Source organism: Pseudomonas sp. FW305-96, assembly GCF_058783825.1.
The window spans coordinates 54,233-67,966 of record NZ_JBYSYW010000019.1 but is presented as its reverse complement, the minus strand read 5'-3'; the positions used below and the strand labels follow the sequence as shown (position 1 = coordinate 67,966).

Sequence of the window (13,734 nt, the reverse complement as noted above, 5' to 3'; positions counted from 1 at the left end):
CCTCAGCGACGGAAGAGGTCATTGAGCTGAGCGAATGGCAATGCCTGCTCGCCATAACTGAAAGTACCCTGCTCGTGGATCTCCAGCGCGGCCCGCTGCAGAGCGCCCAGGGCGGCACGCGCCAGCGATGAGCCGACACTGATGCGCTTGACGCCCAGGTCTTGCAACTGGTTCACGCTCAAGGGCACGCCCGCCATGCCCATCAGCACGTTCACCGGCCTTGGCGCCACGGCCTGCACCACCGCACGGATCTCATCGACGCTGCGCAGCCCCGGGGCATACAGCACATCGGCGCCGGCCTCGGCATAGGCTTGCAGCCTGCGAATGGTGTCATCCAGGTCGAGACGCCCGTGCAGCAGGTTCTCGGCGCGCGCGCAAAGGGTGAAGGGGAACGGCAGGCTGCGGGCAGCCTGCACGGCGGCGCGTACACGCGCCACGGACAGGTCGAAGTCGTAGATCGGCGCTTCGGCGCGGCCGCTGGCATCTTCGATCGAACCACCCACCAGCCCCGCCTCGGCGGCGCGCAGAAGGGTCTGTGCGCAGTCCTCGGGCAAATCGCCGAAGCCGTTTTCCAGGTCCGCCGCCACCGGCAATGGGGTGGCATCGACGATCGCCTGGGCGTTGCCCAGGGTTTCCTCGAGCGTCAGCGCGCCCTCGGCATCCGGCCGCCCGAGGCTGAACGCCAGCCCCGCGCTGGTCGTGGCCAGCGCTTCATATCCCAGGCTGGCCAACAGCCGGGCGGAGCCGGCATCCCACGGGTTGGGGATGACGAACGCGCCATCTTGCTCATGCAGCGCCTTGAAGGCTTCGGCTCGCAGGGTTTGCACATCCATGGTTCAACCTCCCGGCAATCAGATCAAAGTAACCCCAGTTGTTCGACCTCAGGGGCGCGGGGCAATTCAGGCAGCGCTGCAAGGCCCGGCAGGCGAGCCATAAGCCGCTGGTGAAAACGCTGGGCCAGCGCCGCCGCCAGGCGATTGTCGGAAGTATGCAGGAACACGTAGGGGCTGCGGCCCTCTTCGATCCATGCAGCGACCTTGTCGATCCAAGGAGTGAGGAAGGTCTCGTTGGCCTCGAGCTGCGGGTGACCGATGAAACGCACCTGCGGAGACTGGCTGAAGGCCGCTGGGCGCGGCGGCACCTTGGGCTTCTTGGCCTGGGCATGGAGCACCGCGGGCTCGCGCGAGGTGCAACTGAACAACGCACGCGGATCCAGGCAGATACGCTCGACTCCACGTTCATGCAGCAGGCGATTGAGCTGACGCTCCTCCTCGCCCCGGGCGAAGAAGGCATCGTTGCGCACCTCCACCGCCAGGGGCACGCCGATCTCATCAAGAAAATACGCCAGCTCGCCCAGGCGCGACGGGCCGAACATTGCCGGCAACTGCAGCCAGTACGGCGCAACGCGCTCGCCCAGGGGCGCCATCAGCCGGGTGAAATCGACGGCCGCATCGAGTTGTTCGCGCAGGTCGCCGGCATGGCTTACATCGCCCGGAAACTTGGCCGTGAAGCGAAACCCCGACGGCATGATCTGCGCCCAACGCTCGACGGTCGCCGGCGCGGGACGGGCATAGAAGGTGGTATTGCCTTCAACGGCGTTGAATACCTGGCTGTAGAGCCCGAGGAACTCGCCGCTACGGGCGTCGGCGGGATAGAGGTACTCGCGCCAGGCGTTTTCAGCCCAGGACGGGCAACCGAGGAAATAAGGGAGGGGTGATGGCGTCATCCATCAAATGTACAGGTCCAGCCCCAGCACTTCCATCTCCCAGTCGGTGAAGCCGGCGGTGGTCAGGTAGCTGGCCAGGGCGGTGGAGGTTCGGCGGTTGCGGGCGCGGGGGAAGATCAGGTCCTGCTGGCGGGCGGGCAGGTTCTCGCCGCGACGGCTGGCGCGGCTGATCTGCGCGTCGATGTCCTCGATGATCTCGGCATCGGCTTCGTCGATGGCTTCGTCACGCGCTGGCGCCTTGCGTGGCGCACGCTTGATGGGGTAGCTCTGTGAGGAGAAGCCGTCGATACGCATGACAAAGGCACTCAGGATCAATGATGGCAATTTAGCAGCATCAGGAATCCTTCGCTAATGCCCGAACTGATAACTGGACCACAGTTCGCGCAAAAGGTTTTATCGTGAATGGCGATAGCCGACGAAATGCCTTCAACGCGCCTTGGGCGTAGCCACATTATCGCGCAGGTAGACCGGTTGCGCCTGTTCGGCGACCACCGCCTCGCCCCGTGCCCAGGCGAAGCCGGCCAGGGTGAGGATATCCAGGGCGCTAGGCAACGCGGCCGCATCGCTGGCAGAAACCTGCACGGCCAGGCGCTCGGCGTAGCCCCAGCCGGTACCGGCACCGAACCATGCCTCGCCCGGGCCTTGCGGCAGGGCCACGCGCTCTGGCGGCAGTACCGCCTCCTGGCCGATCAGGCGCATCTCGCCCTGTTCGGCGCGGTAGCAACCCCAGTACACCTCGTCCATGCGCGCGTCGATGGCCGCGGCCACCTGCTGCACGCCACGCTCACGCAAGGCGCCCTGCGCCAGGGCCGCCAGGTTGGACGTTGGCAGTACCGGGCGTTCGAGGGCGAAAGCCAGGCCCTGGACCACGCCGATGGCGATACGCACGCCAGTGAAAGCGCCCGGGCCACGGCCAAAGGCGATGGCATCCAGCGCGCTCAGCGCCACGCCCGATTCGGCCAGCAACTGCTTGATCATCGGCAGCAGTTTCTGCGCGTGCATGCGCGGGATGACCTCGTAATGGCTGGTCACCTTGCCGTCATGCAACAGGGCGACGGAACAGGCTTCGGTAGCGGTATCCAGGGCCAGCAGGGTGGTCATCGAGCGAGGTATCCAGGCGACAGGGGAAAAGAGCGGCAGTATAAACGACAACGGCCCGCAAGCGGGCCGTCGTGACGCACGGTGACGGATCAGCTCAGGGCTGCCAGTACCTTGGCGGTGATCGATTCGACCGAACCGACGCCTTCGATGTGGCTGTACTTCGGCTTGCCGGCGTTGGCGGCCGACAGCTTCTGGTAGAAGTGCACCAGCGGCTTGGTCTGGCTGTGGTAGACCGACAGGCGGTGACGCACGGTTTCTTCCTTGTCGTCATCGCGCTGGATCAGGTCTTCGCCGGTGACGTCGTCCTTGCCTTCCACTTTCGGTGGGTTGTACTGGATGTGGTAGGTGCGGCCGGATGCCAGGTGCACGCGGCGGCCAGCCATGCGGCCGACGATTTCTTCGTCGTCCACGGCGATTTCGACCACGGCGTCGATGTCGACGCCAGCAGCGACCATGGCTTCAGCCTGCGGGATGGTGCGCGGGAAGCCGTCGAACAGGCAGCCGTTGGCGCAGTCAGCCTGCGCGATGCGCTCCTTGACCAGGCTGATGATCAGCTCGTCGGAGACCAGCTGGCCGGCATCCATGACCTTTTTCAGCTCCAGGCCCAGTGGGGTACCGGCCTTGACGGCGGCACGCAGCATGTCACCGGTGGAGATCTGGGGAATACCGAACTTCTCGGTGATGAACTTTGCCTGAGTACCTTTACCGGCCCCGGGAGCTCCCAGCAGAATTACGCGCATCTTGTGCTCCTCATATTTTTTATGCAAATCAACGGATTCGGCGCACAAGGCCAACTCCGGAAAAATCGGTCGAGACCGCAAAATCGGTCAAAAGGCTGCTCAAGATACACAGCGCCCGCCCCCCCGACAAGCGTCCCAAAGTGGCAGGAATGCGCCACTTGCAGCTTGCCGGGGGACAGGTTGCGCCGGGCGCAACCGGCCATGGAAGGAGCGGCCACGGCCAGCCCTGCCACTCACCGCGCCTACCCTCGGCCTAACTCAGCCGGTGTTGCGCAACCCGGCCGCGATCCCGGCCACCGTCACCAGCAAGGCCTGTTCCAACGGGCTGTCCAGAGCGGCTTCACGGCTGCGCGAGCGTGCCAGCAACTCGGCTTGCAGGCGGTGCAACGGGTCCAGGTAGGTGTTGCGCAGGCGGATGAATTCCAGGGTTTCCGGGCTGTGCGCCAGTAGCACCGACTGCCCGGTCAGCCCCAGTACCACTTGGCACGACTGCGACAATAGGTCGCGCAGGTGCGCGCCCAACGGCAGCAGTTCGGGTTGCACCAGACGTTCGTCGTAGGCCTCGGCGATCTGCGCATCGGCCTTGGCCAGGACCATCTCCAGCATGTCGATGCGGGTACGGAAGAACGGCCATTGTTCGCGCATCTGCGCCAGCAGCGTCCCCTGCCCGCGTGCCAGGGCATTGTTCAGCGCGGTCTCCCAACCGAGCCAGGCCGGCAGCATCAGCCGTGTCTGGGTCCAGCCGAAGATCCAAGGGATCGCCCTCAGGCTTTCGATGCCACCGGCGCGGCGCTTGGCCGGGCGGCTGCCCAGCGGCAGCCGGCCAAGCTCCTGCTCGGGGGTGGACTGGCGGAAGTACTCGACGAAGTCCGGATTCTCGCGCACCACGGCGCGGTAGGCCTTGACGCCGTCGGCGGCCAGCTGGTCCATCAGTGCGCGCCAGGCCGGCTCAGGCGGCGGCGGTGGCAACAGGGTCGCCTCCAGCACCGCGGCCAGGTAGAGATTGAGGTTCTGTTCGGCGATGCCCGGCAGACCGAACTTGAAACGGATCATCTCGCCCTGTTCGGTGGTGCGAAAACGCCCGCCCACCGAGCCCGGCGGCTGCGACAGGATCGCCGCGTGAGCAGGGCCACCGCCACGTCCCACCGTGCCACCGCGGCCATGGAACAGCAGCAGCTCGACCTGGTGTTCACGGCAGATGCGCACCAGGTTTTCCTGAGCACGGTACTGGGCCCAGGCCGCCGCCGTGGTGCCGGCATCCTTGGCCGAGTCGGAATAGCCGATCATCACCTCTTGCGGGCCCTGCAGCCCGGCGCGATAGCCCGGCAGCCCGAGCAGGCGCTCCATGACCGGGCCTGCGTTGTCCAGGTCGGCCAGGGTCTCGAACAGGGGTACCACGCGCATCGACCGGGTCAACCCGGCCTCTTTGAGCAACAGCTGCACCGCCAGCACGTCGGACGCCGTGCCGGCCATGGATATCACGTACGAACCCAGCGACGCCGCCGGGGCCGCGGCGATTTCGCGGCAGGTGGCGAGTACTTCGGCGGTATCGGCCTGGGGCTGGAAGTGCGCCGGCAGCAACGGGCGGCGATTCTTCAGCTCGGTCTGGAGGAAGGTGATGCGTCGCTCTTCGTCCCACTCGGCATAGCGGCCGAGCCCGAGGTAGTCGGTGATTTCCGACAGCGCATCGCGATGGCGGGCAGCGTCCTGACGCACATCCAGGCGCACCAGGAACAGACCAAACGTCACCGCCCGGCGCAGGCAGTCGAGCAACGGGCCGTCGGCAATCACGCCCATGCCGCACTCATGCAGCGACTGGTAGCACAGCTCCAACGGCGCGATAAGGTCGCGATTGTCCACCAGCACCGCCGCGCTGGCCGGCTGCGTCGCGGCCAACGAGGCGTGGGCCCAGGCGCGGGTGGCACGCAGGCGGTCGCGCAACTGCTTGAGCAGCGCCCGGTAAGGTTCGGCGCTGTCCCCGACCTTTTCCTTGAGTGCGGCGCTGGCCTGCTGCATGGACAGCTCGGCAGCCAGGTAGTCGATATCACGCAGGAACAGGTCGGCAGCCATCCAGCGCGCCAGCAGCAGCACTTCGCGGGTTACCGCCGCCGTGACATTGGGGTTGCCGTCACGATCACCGCCCATCCAGGAAGCAAAGCGAACCGGCGCCGCCTCCAGTGGCAGGTGCAGCCCGGTCGCCTCGAACAGTGCCGTGTCGACCTTGCGCAGGTGGTTGGGCACCGCCTGCCACAATGAATGCTCGATCACCGCGAAGCCCCACTTGGCCTCGTCCACCGGCGTCGGCCGGGTCCTGCGGATTTCCTCGGTGTGCCAGGACTCGGCGATCAACCGACGCAGGCGCTCGCGCACCTGCTGGCGCTCGGCGGGGATGAGGTCGCGGTGGTCCTGCGCGGCCAGCTGCGCGGCAATGGCGTCGTACTTCTGGATCAACGTACGCCGGGCCACCTCGGTGGGGTGCGCGGTAAGCACCAGCTCGATGTGCAACTTGCCCAGTTGCCGGGCCAGCTCATCGTTGCCATGGCCAGCCGCCTTCAGGCGCGCCAGCAATTCGGGGAGCACGCGGGCCTCGAACGGTTCGGGCTGGCCGGCGTCACGGCGGCGGATCAGCTGGTACTGCTCGGCGATGTTGGCCAGGTTGAGGAACTGGTTGAACGCCCGCGCCACCGGCAGCAGGTCCTCCTCGGCCAGATCGCCCAAGGTCGAGCTCAGTTGCTCGCCCGCCTCGCGCCGGTCGGCCTTGGCGCTGTGGCGGATGTCCTCGATCTTCTGCAGGAACGCCTCGCCATGCTGCTGGCGGATGGTCTCGCCAAGCAGTTCTCCCAAAAGGTGCACATCCTCGCGCAAGCGCAGATCGATATCACTCATCAGCCTTCTCCACTCCAGGAAACCGCATGCGCCCAAGAGTGCCCACTCGCGCCCGCCCCTGGCAAGCCGCGAGCCGCCAAAGCAACTAAAGTAAACACAGGTCATCCGAAGCAATGCCACTCCAGGCTTTGACAGAGGTCATCATGAAAATTCGCCAACTCGCCCAGCACTGGGAACAGAACGCCGCCGGCCGCCTGAGCCCCACCGGCCATGTCCTGCACCTGGACATGGAAGCAGAAGCGCGCCTGGCCGCGCTGATCGACATGTACCCCAAGCGCAGCCCCGAGGAACTCCTGGGCGAGCTGGTGGCGGCGGCACTGGAAGAGCTCGAGGCCAGCTTCCCCTACGTCAAGGGCCAGCAGGTGATCGCCACCGACGAGGAAGGCGACCCGTTGTACGAGGACATCGGCCCTACGCCGCGCTTCCTGGCCCTTTCCAGGCGCCATCTGCAGGCCCTTGGCCGGGTACGGAAAGACCCCTCGCACTGAGCCCTTGCGGGTGCCGGGCACCGCCCGGCATACCGTCATTCGCAGCGGAAGTTCCAGGCGAAATCCGCTGACTGATTAGTCAGAAAAAAATACCTTTAGCGTGCAAATTTTTCTGAACTATTCAAAAACCGCTTCGGTCACAGCCAATAGCCATCACGGCAAAACCCTGTAAACACGGGCCTTTGCGCCCGACGCTGGCAACAGGGGAACAGCGATTGTCACTGCGTGGCATCGTCGTTTAACAGGAGTGACCCAATGGAGTTGACCACCATGAAGACCCGCATCGCACAACCTTCCTCCACTCATCTGCGCGGGCTCAAGCTGGCCGCGCTGGCCCTGGGCAGCAGCCTGGTGCTGGCCGGCTGCGCGGGCAAGCCGCCTACCGAGCAGTACGCCGTGACCCAATCGGCGGTCAACTCGGCGGTCAGCGCCGGTGGCACCGAGTTCGCAGCAGTGGAAATGAAAGCTGCCCAGGACAAGTTCAAGAAGGCCGAAATCGCCATGCACGACAAGAAGTATGACGATGCCAAGCTGCTGGCCGAGCAGGCCGAATGGGACGCCCGCCTTGCCGAGCGCAAAGCCCAGGCTGCCAAGGCCCAGAAGGCCGTGCAGGATGCCCGCCAGGGCGTCCGGGACGTACGTGAGGAAGGCCTGCGCAGCGCTGAATAAGCCTGCCCTGCCTCTATAGCCTTCGTTTAAAGATCAAAGGATGAACATTATGCGCAACTACGTCATGATTCCCGCCCTGCTGGCCCTGAGCGTCGGCCTTGCCGCCTGCTCCCACGACCCGAACGCCAACCTCGAGTCGGCCCGCACCAATTTCTCCGCCCTGCAGAGCGATCCGCAGTCGAGCAAGGTGGCCGCGCTCGAGACCAAGGACGCACAGGACTGGCTGAACAAGGCCGACAAGGCCTACATGGATCGCGAGGATGAGAAGAAGGTCGACCAGCTCGCCTACCTCACCAATCAACGCGTCGAAGTGGCCAAACAGACCATCGCGCTGCGCACCGCGGAAGGTGAACTGAAAAACGCCGCGGCACAACGCGCCCAGGCCAAACTTGACGCCCGCGATGCGCAGATCAAGAAACTGCAGGACAGCCTCAACGCCAAGCAAACCGACCGTGGCACCCTGGTGACCTTCGGCGATGTACTGTTCGACTTCAACAAGGCCGAACTCAAGAGCAGCGCCTATCCGGATGTCACCAAGCTGGCCCAGTTCCTCCAGGAGAACCCTGAGCGCAAGGTGATCGTCGAGGGCTACACCGACAGCGTCGGTTCGGCCAACTACAACCAGACCCTGTCCGAACGTCGCGCCGCCGCGGTGCGCATGGCACTGGTGCGTGCCGGCGTGGACCCTGCGCGCATCGTCGCCCAGGGTTATGGCAAGGAGTATCCGGTAGCGGACAACGGCAGCAACTCGGGCCGTGCGCAGAACCGTCGGGTGGAAGTGACCATCTCCAACGACAACCAGCCGGTGGCGCCACGCTCGGTCAGCCAGATCCAGTAACGCTTGCCATCTGAACGGAAAGCCCCGCCTTGATGGCGGGGCTTTTTCATTCCTGTCGATCATGCAAGCCACTCAAGCAAACGCCCCGAACATGTCGGGGCGTTTGCCTGGCGCACGTCAGTGACTACTGGAACAGCGACTCGCTGGACAGGCCATTCTTCTCGAGAATCTCGCGCAGGCGCTTCAGGCCTTCGACCTGGATCTGCCGCACCCGCTCACGGGTCAGGCCGATCTCCAGCCCGACATCCTCCAGGGTACTGCTTTCATGCCCACGCAGGCCGAAACGCCGTACCACCACCTCACGCTGCTTGTCGGTCAACTCGCCCAACCACTGGTCGATACTCTGCGACAGGTCGTCATCCTGAAGCAGTTCGCATGGATCGGTAGGACGATCGTCGGTGAGGGTGTCGAGCAGCGTCTTGTCGGAGTCCGGCCCCAGCGAGACATCCACCGAGGACACCCGCTCGTTCAGGCCAAGCATGCGCTTGACCTCGGACACCGGTTTCTCCAGCAGGCTGGCGATCTCCTCAGGCGACGGCTCGTGGTCGAGCTTCTGTGTCAGTTCACGCGCGGCGCGCAGGTAGACGTTGAGTTCCTTGACCACGTGAATGGGCAGGCGGATGGTGCGGGTCTGGTTCATGATCGCCCGCTCGATGGTCTGGCGGATCCACCAGGTCGCGTAGGTCGAGAAGCGGAAACCGCGTTCAGGATCGAACTTCTCCACCGCACGGATCAGGCCCAGGTTGCCTTCCTCGATCAGGTCGAGCAGCGACAGGCCACGATTGACGTAACGGCGGGCAATCTTGACCACCAGGCGCAGGTTGCTTTCGATCATGCGCTTGCGCCCGGCAGGGTCGCCTTTTTGCGACAGGCGCGCGAAATGCACTTCTTCCTCTGGCGAAAGCAGAGGCGAGAAGCCGATTTCGTTGAGATACAGTTGGGTCGCGTCAAGTGCCCGACTGTAGTCGATGTACTTGTGCTGCTTGAGCGACGCGCCCTGTTTCGACTTGGTCCGAACCGAAGGTACAGCAGGTTCGTCTGACACCACATCCGTTTCCAAAACGATGCCCGTCTCCATCAGAAGCAGGTCATCGTCGATGTCAAACTCCGGCACTTCTTTACTGAGAGCCATTGTTATAGTCCTTTGCTGAGTTCGAACTCAGACTCGAGCGTCACCCTTCCATGGCAGCGCTGGAGCCTGTCCCCTCTACATCCAAGGAACAGGCCGGGACAATGATCAACGGCGTGGCAGGAACTGGAGAGGATCGACGGGTTTGCCCTGGCGGCGAATCTCGAAATGCAGCTTCACCCGATCAGTGCCCGTGGACCCCATTTCTGCGATCGTCTGCCCTGCCTTGACCTGCTGCCCCTCCCGAACCAAAAGCCTGCGGTTGTGACCGTAGGCACTGACGTAGGTATCGCTGTGTTTGATGATGATGAGCTCGCCATAGCCCCTCAAGCCACTGCCGGCGTAGACCACCGCTCCATCAGACGCAGCAAAAACAGGCTGTCCCAAATCACCGGCGATATCAATGCCTTTATTCAAACTACCGTTTGAAGCGAATTTTCCAATCAGCACGCCGTTCGCCGGCCACGTCCAACCGCCAACCGCGCGCTCTGCGGCGGGCACCTGGGCAACCGTTTGCGAGGTGGTGGAAGGGGCAGTTGTGGCACTTTTGCCATTGCTGGTTGCCGGCGCCGTAGTGGCAACCGGCCGGCGGATCACGGTGGTCCGGCTCGATGAAGAAGCGCTGCCGACGACCGTCGTGCTGCCCCCCGCGCCGCTGCTGAAACGGATCGGCTGGCCCGGGCGGATGGTGTAGGGGGCGGGAATATTGTTGCGTGCCGCCAGCTCCTTGTAGTCCCAACCGTAGCGGAAGGCAATGGAGAACAGCGTGTCGCCGGGTTTGACGATGTACTGCCCCGAGGTGACGGTCGGGCGCTTGGGCGCGGCGTTGTTGCGGTCGACCACGCGGGCGCCGTTCGAGCTGGTGCTGGAACAGCCAGCCAGCAGGGTCCCCATGGCCAGCGCGATCACCAGAAGCTTCAAAACCGACCGATCCTTGCGCTGCCGCATGCCTGTGTGACCCACCCGCGCTCCCCTCATGCTGTCAAAAAATGACGATACAAAAATGCAATATTGTTTCAATTATAACCGAGCCACCCTGCTTGGGGTGACTCGCTGTTGGCCTGATCCAGTACGAAAAGCGCCACGCCAGATAGACAGGGCCCAGGCGCAAGAATTCGTCGTCGCCGCAAATATTCCGTGACGCCGCTCAGGCCAGTGGGCCATTGAGCAGCGGCACGAAGCGCACGGCGCCGAGTACCCGCCGCGAGAAGCCATGCTCTTCGCGCACGATCAGCATCAGTTGCTGGGTCTCCCCCGCCGGCCCGACCGGGATCACCATGCGTCCGCCCGGCGCCAACTGATCGAGCAGTGCCTGCGGCACTTCAGGCGCGACTGCGGTGACGATGATGCCGTTGTAAGGCGCCAACGCCGGCCAACCTTCGCAGCCGTCGCCCCAACGGAACACCACGTTGCGCAGGTTGAGCTCGACCAGGCGCTCCTTGGCCCGGTCCTGCAGCACCTTGATGCGCTCCACCGAGAACACCCGCTCGACCAGCTGGGCCAGGATCGCGGTCTGGTAGCCCGAGCCGGTGCCGATCTCCAGCACCTTGTCCAGGGGGCCTGCCTCCAGCAACAGCTCGCTCATGTGCGCGACCATGAACGGCTGGGAGATCGTCTGGTTGTGGCCGATCGGCAGCGCCGTGTCTTCATAGGCGCGATGGGCCAGGGCTTCATCGACGAACAGGTGGCGCGGGGTGCGACGAATGACCTCGAGTACCTTGGCGTTCGACACGCCTTCTTCATAGAGCCGCTGGATCAGCCGCTCCCGGGTACGCTGGGAGGTCATGCCGATGCCGCGGCGCTGCAGATCGTCCTGTTCGCGCATCAGAGCAGGCCCTCCAGCCAACCGTCGAGGCGCTCGAAGGCATCGTTGAAGGTGCGGTCCAGTTGCAGCGGGGTGATCGACACGTAACCCTGCATCACGGCATGGAAGTCGGTGCCCGGGCCGCCATCTTCGGCATCGCCGGCCACGGCGATCCAGTAGCCTTCCTTGCCCCGCGGGTTGACCACCTTGGTCGGTGCCGCGGCACGCGCGCGGTGCCCCAGGCGGGTGAGCTGGATGCCACGTATATGCTCCAGCGGCAGGTTGGGGATATTGACGTTGAGCACGGTGCGCGGCGGCAACTCCAGGCGCGACTGCGCCTCGACCAGGCGCCGGGCGATGTAGGCGGCGGTCGGCAAGTTGTCGGGCAGGCGCGACAGCAGCGAGAAGGCCAGCGAGGTGCCGCCGAGGAAGCGCCCCTCCAACGCCGCAGCCACCGTGCCCGAATAGAGCACGTCATCCCCCAGGTTGGCGCCCAGGTTGATGCCGGACACCACCATGTCGGGGGTTTCCGGCAGCAGGCCGTTGAGCCCCAGGTGCACGCAGTCGGTCGGCGTGCCGTTGAGGCTGATGAAGCCGTTGGCCAGCGTCTGCGGATGCAGCGGCCGGTCCAGTGTCAGCGAGCTGCCGGCACCGCTCTTGTCTTGATCCGGGGCAATCACCACGCACTCGGCATAGTCCACCAACGCTTCATGCAGCGCGGCGAGGCCGGGTGCGGTAACACCGTCGTCATTCGAAATCAGAATACGCATGGGCTGTCCGTCTGCCCTGCCGGCACCAGATCGACGAGTTCGCGCACCACCACGGTGGCGAAGCATCCGGCCGGAAGGACGAATTCCAGTTGCAGGATATCAGGCTCGGGATAATGCCACGTCAGCCGCCCAATAGGGAGCCGCAGGATGCGCCGTTCGTGATCCATGCCCGCTCGCGCCAGCCAATCGCACAGCGCCGGATGACGTCCGGCGACCGTGGACTCCAGGTCGAGGGTCGCGCCCTGGCTCGGTGCCGCACCGGCGCCCCACAGCGGGCCCGTCGGGTGCAGGTCGAGAATGGCCAGGCGCGGGTCGTTGCACTCGGCCTCGCCGGCCACGAAGAAGCTGCGCTTGTCGGTGAAGGCCAGCAGGTCGCCGACCTGGGCGCGCAGCCAGCTGCCGTCGGCGACACGGGCGGCCAGCACCTGGTTGAACAGGTAGCTGCGCCCGGCCGACAGCAGCCGCGAACGCAGGTTGCGCTGCTCGGGCAGCGCCTGGCGAGCGGCCCAGCCCTGTGCGTCGTGCACATTGCCACCGGCATGGCCGAAGCGCTGGCTGCCGAAGTAGTTGGGCACGCCCTGCTGCTTGAGTTGCTCCAGGCGGGCATCAAGGGCCTGGTGGTCGGCCTCCAGCGCGGTCAGGCGCAAGGTGAAGCCATTGGCCGAATGCGCGCCACGCTGCAGCTTGCGTTGGTGGCGCACCTGCTTGAGCACGCGCAGGGTGTCGTCCTCGGCACGGGACAGGTCTGGGTCGGCCTTGCCCGGCAGGTGCAGGCTGAACCACTGGCGGGTCAGGGCCTGACGGTCCTTGAGGCCGGCATAGCTGATGGCACGCACCGGCACGCCGGCGGCGCGGGCCAGGCGGCGAGCCGCCTCCTCGGTGTTGAGGTCACGCTTCTCGACCCACAGCCACAGGTGCTCGCCCTGGCCGGACAGCGGGATATCGAGGACTTCATCGACCTGGAAGTCTTCAGCCACCGCCTTGAGCACCGCGGTGCCCAAGACATCGCCCGAGGCCCGAGGGCCTAGCAGTTCCAGTTCGGTCATGCTGGCAGCAGCAGGGCGACCGCATGCACGGCGATGCCCTCCTCGCGGCCGGTGAAGCCCAGCTTTTCTTCGGTAGTGGCCTTGACGTTGACCTGGTCGAGCTCGACCTGCAGGTCTGCGGCGATGTGCTGGCGCATGGTCTCGATGTGCGGGGCCATCTTTGGTGCCTGGGCGACAATGGTGGCGTCGACATTGCCGACCTTCCAGCCCTTGTCACGCACGACAGCGACCACGTGGCGCAGCAGCACCCGGCTGTCGGCGCCCTTGAACTGCGGGTCGGTGTCGGGGAAATGCTTGCCGATGTCGCCCAGCGCCGCGGCACCCAGCAAGGCATCGCTCAGGGCGTGCAGCAGCACGTCGCCGTCGGAGTGGGCCAGCAGGCCGAACTTGTGGGGGATACGCACCCCGCCCAAGGTAATGAAATCACCGTCGCAGAAACGATGGACATCGTAGCCGTGGCCAATACGCATAGAAGAACGCCCTGATTGAGTCAGGGCGTGATTCTACCTGCTTTTGCGGTATTGGGGCTGCTTCACG

At 65.0% G+C, this 13,734-nt stretch carries 15 protein-coding genes; 3 read left to right on the top strand and 12 right to left on the bottom strand.

All coding sequences use genetic code 11. From position 1 onward, the window contains the following. Positions 1-2: 2 nt before the first annotated feature. From AC3WL2_RS15800 to ppc, 6 genes are all read right to left on the bottom strand, one after another. Entirely contained in the window at positions 3-833 is an 831-nt protein-coding gene (locus tag AC3WL2_RS15800; protein ID WP_102684075.1) for an isocitrate lyase/PEP mutase family protein, read from the bottom strand. Between the two features lie 23 nt (positions 834-856). Continuing rightward, entirely contained in the window at positions 857-1,726 is an 870-nt protein-coding gene (locus AC3WL2_RS15795; protein ID WP_102684074.1) for a DUF72 domain-containing protein, read from the bottom strand. A gap of 3 nt (positions 1,727-1,729) precedes the next feature. Beyond that, positions 1,730-2,020 (bottom strand): hypothetical protein, encoded by a 291-nt coding sequence (locus tag AC3WL2_RS15790; protein WP_038707592.1) that lies wholly within the window; start codon positions 2,018-2,020, stop codon positions 1,730-1,732. Between the two features lie 132 nt (positions 2,021-2,152). Further along, positions 2,153-2,827: a tRNA (adenosine(37)-N6)-threonylcarbamoyltransferase complex dimerization subunit type 1 TsaB gene (gene tsaB, locus AC3WL2_RS15785; protein ID WP_102684073.1), complete on the bottom strand. Its 675-nt coding sequence runs from the start codon at positions 2,825-2,827 to the stop codon at positions 2,153-2,155. A gap of 89 nt (positions 2,828-2,916) precedes the next feature. Continuing rightward, positions 2,917-3,567: an adenylate kinase gene (gene adk / locus AC3WL2_RS15780; protein ID WP_102684072.1), complete on the bottom strand. Its 651-nt coding sequence runs from the start codon at positions 3,565-3,567 to the stop codon at positions 2,917-2,919. Positions 3,568-3,825: 258 nt separating this feature from the next. After that, positions 3,826-6,453 (bottom strand): phosphoenolpyruvate carboxylase, encoded by a 2,628-nt coding sequence (gene ppc / locus AC3WL2_RS15775; protein WP_102684071.1) that lies wholly within the window; start codon positions 6,451-6,453, stop codon positions 3,826-3,828. Between the two features lie 143 nt (positions 6,454-6,596). Between ppc and AC3WL2_RS15770 the strand changes: the two genes are divergently transcribed. From AC3WL2_RS15770 to lptF, 3 genes are all read left to right on the top strand, one after another. Beyond that, complete coding sequence (locus AC3WL2_RS15770) at positions 6,597-6,941, top strand: pilin assembly protein (protein ID WP_102684070.1); 345 nt, start codon at positions 6,597-6,599, stop codon at positions 6,939-6,941. Positions 6,942-7,196: 255 nt separating this feature from the next. Further along, positions 7,197-7,610: a DUF4398 domain-containing protein gene (locus AC3WL2_RS15765; RefSeq protein WP_102684069.1), complete on the top strand. Its 414-nt coding sequence runs from the start codon at positions 7,197-7,199 to the stop codon at positions 7,608-7,610. 49 nt (positions 7,611-7,659) lie between these two features. Then, complete coding sequence (gene lptF / locus AC3WL2_RS15760) at positions 7,660-8,448, top strand: lipotoxin F family OmpA-related lipoprotein LptF (protein WP_102684068.1); 789 nt, start codon at positions 7,660-7,662, stop codon at positions 8,446-8,448. Between the two features lie 124 nt (positions 8,449-8,572). Here the strand turns inward: lptF and rpoS are convergent, their stop codons facing one another. The 6 genes from rpoS to ispF form a co-directional block, all read right to left on the bottom strand. Continuing rightward, on the bottom strand, positions 8,573-9,580 hold the full coding sequence (gene rpoS, locus AC3WL2_RS15755; protein WP_102684067.1) for an RNA polymerase sigma factor RpoS: 1,008 nt from the start codon (positions 9,578-9,580) through the stop codon (positions 8,573-8,575). Positions 9,581-9,685: 105 nt separating this feature from the next. Then, positions 9,686-10,540: a peptidoglycan DD-metalloendopeptidase family protein gene (locus AC3WL2_RS15750; RefSeq protein ID WP_102684066.1), complete on the bottom strand. Its 855-nt coding sequence runs from the start codon at positions 10,538-10,540 to the stop codon at positions 9,686-9,688. A 184-nt stretch (positions 10,541-10,724) separates the two neighbouring features. After that, on the bottom strand, positions 10,725-11,363 hold the full coding sequence (locus AC3WL2_RS15745; protein WP_173862447.1) for a protein-L-isoaspartate(D-aspartate) O-methyltransferase: 639 nt from the start codon (positions 11,361-11,363) through the stop codon (positions 10,725-10,727). 38 nt (positions 11,364-11,401) lie between these two features. Beyond that, positions 11,402-12,151, bottom strand: coding sequence for a 5'/3'-nucleotidase SurE (gene surE / locus AC3WL2_RS15740; RefSeq protein WP_046854410.1), 750 nt, complete (start codon positions 12,149-12,151; stop codon positions 11,402-11,404). Further along, positions 12,139-13,197: a tRNA pseudouridine(13) synthase TruD gene (gene truD / locus AC3WL2_RS15735; RefSeq protein ID WP_102684064.1), complete on the bottom strand. Its 1,059-nt coding sequence runs from the start codon at positions 13,195-13,197 to the stop codon at positions 12,139-12,141. The genes surE and truD overlap by 13 nt, the downstream gene beginning before the upstream one ends. Next, positions 13,194-13,667: a 2-C-methyl-D-erythritol 2,4-cyclodiphosphate synthase gene (gene ispF, locus AC3WL2_RS15730; RefSeq protein WP_102684063.1), complete on the bottom strand. Its 474-nt coding sequence runs from the start codon at positions 13,665-13,667 to the stop codon at positions 13,194-13,196. Before ispF ends, truD begins: the two co-directional genes overlap by 4 nt. Positions 13,668-13,734 lie beyond the last annotated feature (67 nt).

What these genes read in the sequence shown, in the direction of transcription:
- AC3WL2_RS15800 (WP_102684075.1), bottom strand. Translation starts at nt 833, where the DNA reads ATGGATGTGCAAACCCTGCGAGCCGAAGCCTTCAAGGCGCTGCATGAG.
- AC3WL2_RS15795 (WP_102684074.1), bottom strand. Translation starts at nt 1,726, where the DNA reads ATGACGCCATCACCCCTCCCTTATTTCCTCGGTTGCCCGTCCTGGGCT.
- AC3WL2_RS15790 (WP_038707592.1), bottom strand. Translation starts at nt 2,020, where the DNA reads ATGCGTATCGACGGCTTCTCCTCACAGAGCTACCCCATCAAGCGTGCG.
- tsaB (WP_102684073.1), bottom strand. Translation starts at nt 2,827, where the DNA reads ATGACCACCCTGCTGGCCCTGGATACCGCTACCGAAGCCTGTTCCGTC.
- adk (WP_102684072.1), bottom strand. Translation starts at nt 3,567, where the DNA reads ATGCGCGTAATTCTGCTGGGAGCTCCCGGGGCCGGTAAAGGTACTCAG.
- ppc (WP_102684071.1), bottom strand. Translation starts at nt 6,453, where the DNA reads ATGAGTGATATCGATCTGCGCTTGCGCGAGGATGTGCACCTTTTGGGA.
- AC3WL2_RS15770 (WP_102684070.1), top strand. Translation starts at nt 6,597, where the DNA reads ATGAAAATTCGCCAACTCGCCCAGCACTGGGAACAGAACGCCGCCGGC.
- AC3WL2_RS15765 (WP_102684069.1), top strand. Translation starts at nt 7,197, where the DNA reads ATGGAGTTGACCACCATGAAGACCCGCATCGCACAACCTTCCTCCACT.
- lptF (WP_102684068.1), top strand. Translation starts at nt 7,660, where the DNA reads ATGCGCAACTACGTCATGATTCCCGCCCTGCTGGCCCTGAGCGTCGGC.
- rpoS (WP_102684067.1), bottom strand. Translation starts at nt 9,580, where the DNA reads ATGGCTCTCAGTAAAGAAGTGCCGGAGTTTGACATCGACGATGACCTG.
- AC3WL2_RS15745 (WP_173862447.1), bottom strand. Translation starts at nt 11,363, where the DNA reads ATGACCTCCCAGCGTACCCGGGAGCGGCTGATCCAGCGGCTCTATGAA.
- surE (WP_046854410.1), bottom strand. Translation starts at nt 12,151, where the DNA reads ATGCGTATTCTGATTTCGAATGACGACGGTGTTACCGCACCCGGCCTC.
- truD (WP_102684064.1), bottom strand. Translation starts at nt 13,197, where the DNA reads ATGACCGAACTGGAACTGCTAGGCCCTCGGGCCTCGGGCGATGTCTTG.
- ispF (WP_102684063.1), bottom strand. Translation starts at nt 13,667, where the DNA reads ATGCGTATTGGCCACGGCTACGATGTCCATCGTTTCTGCGACGGTGAT.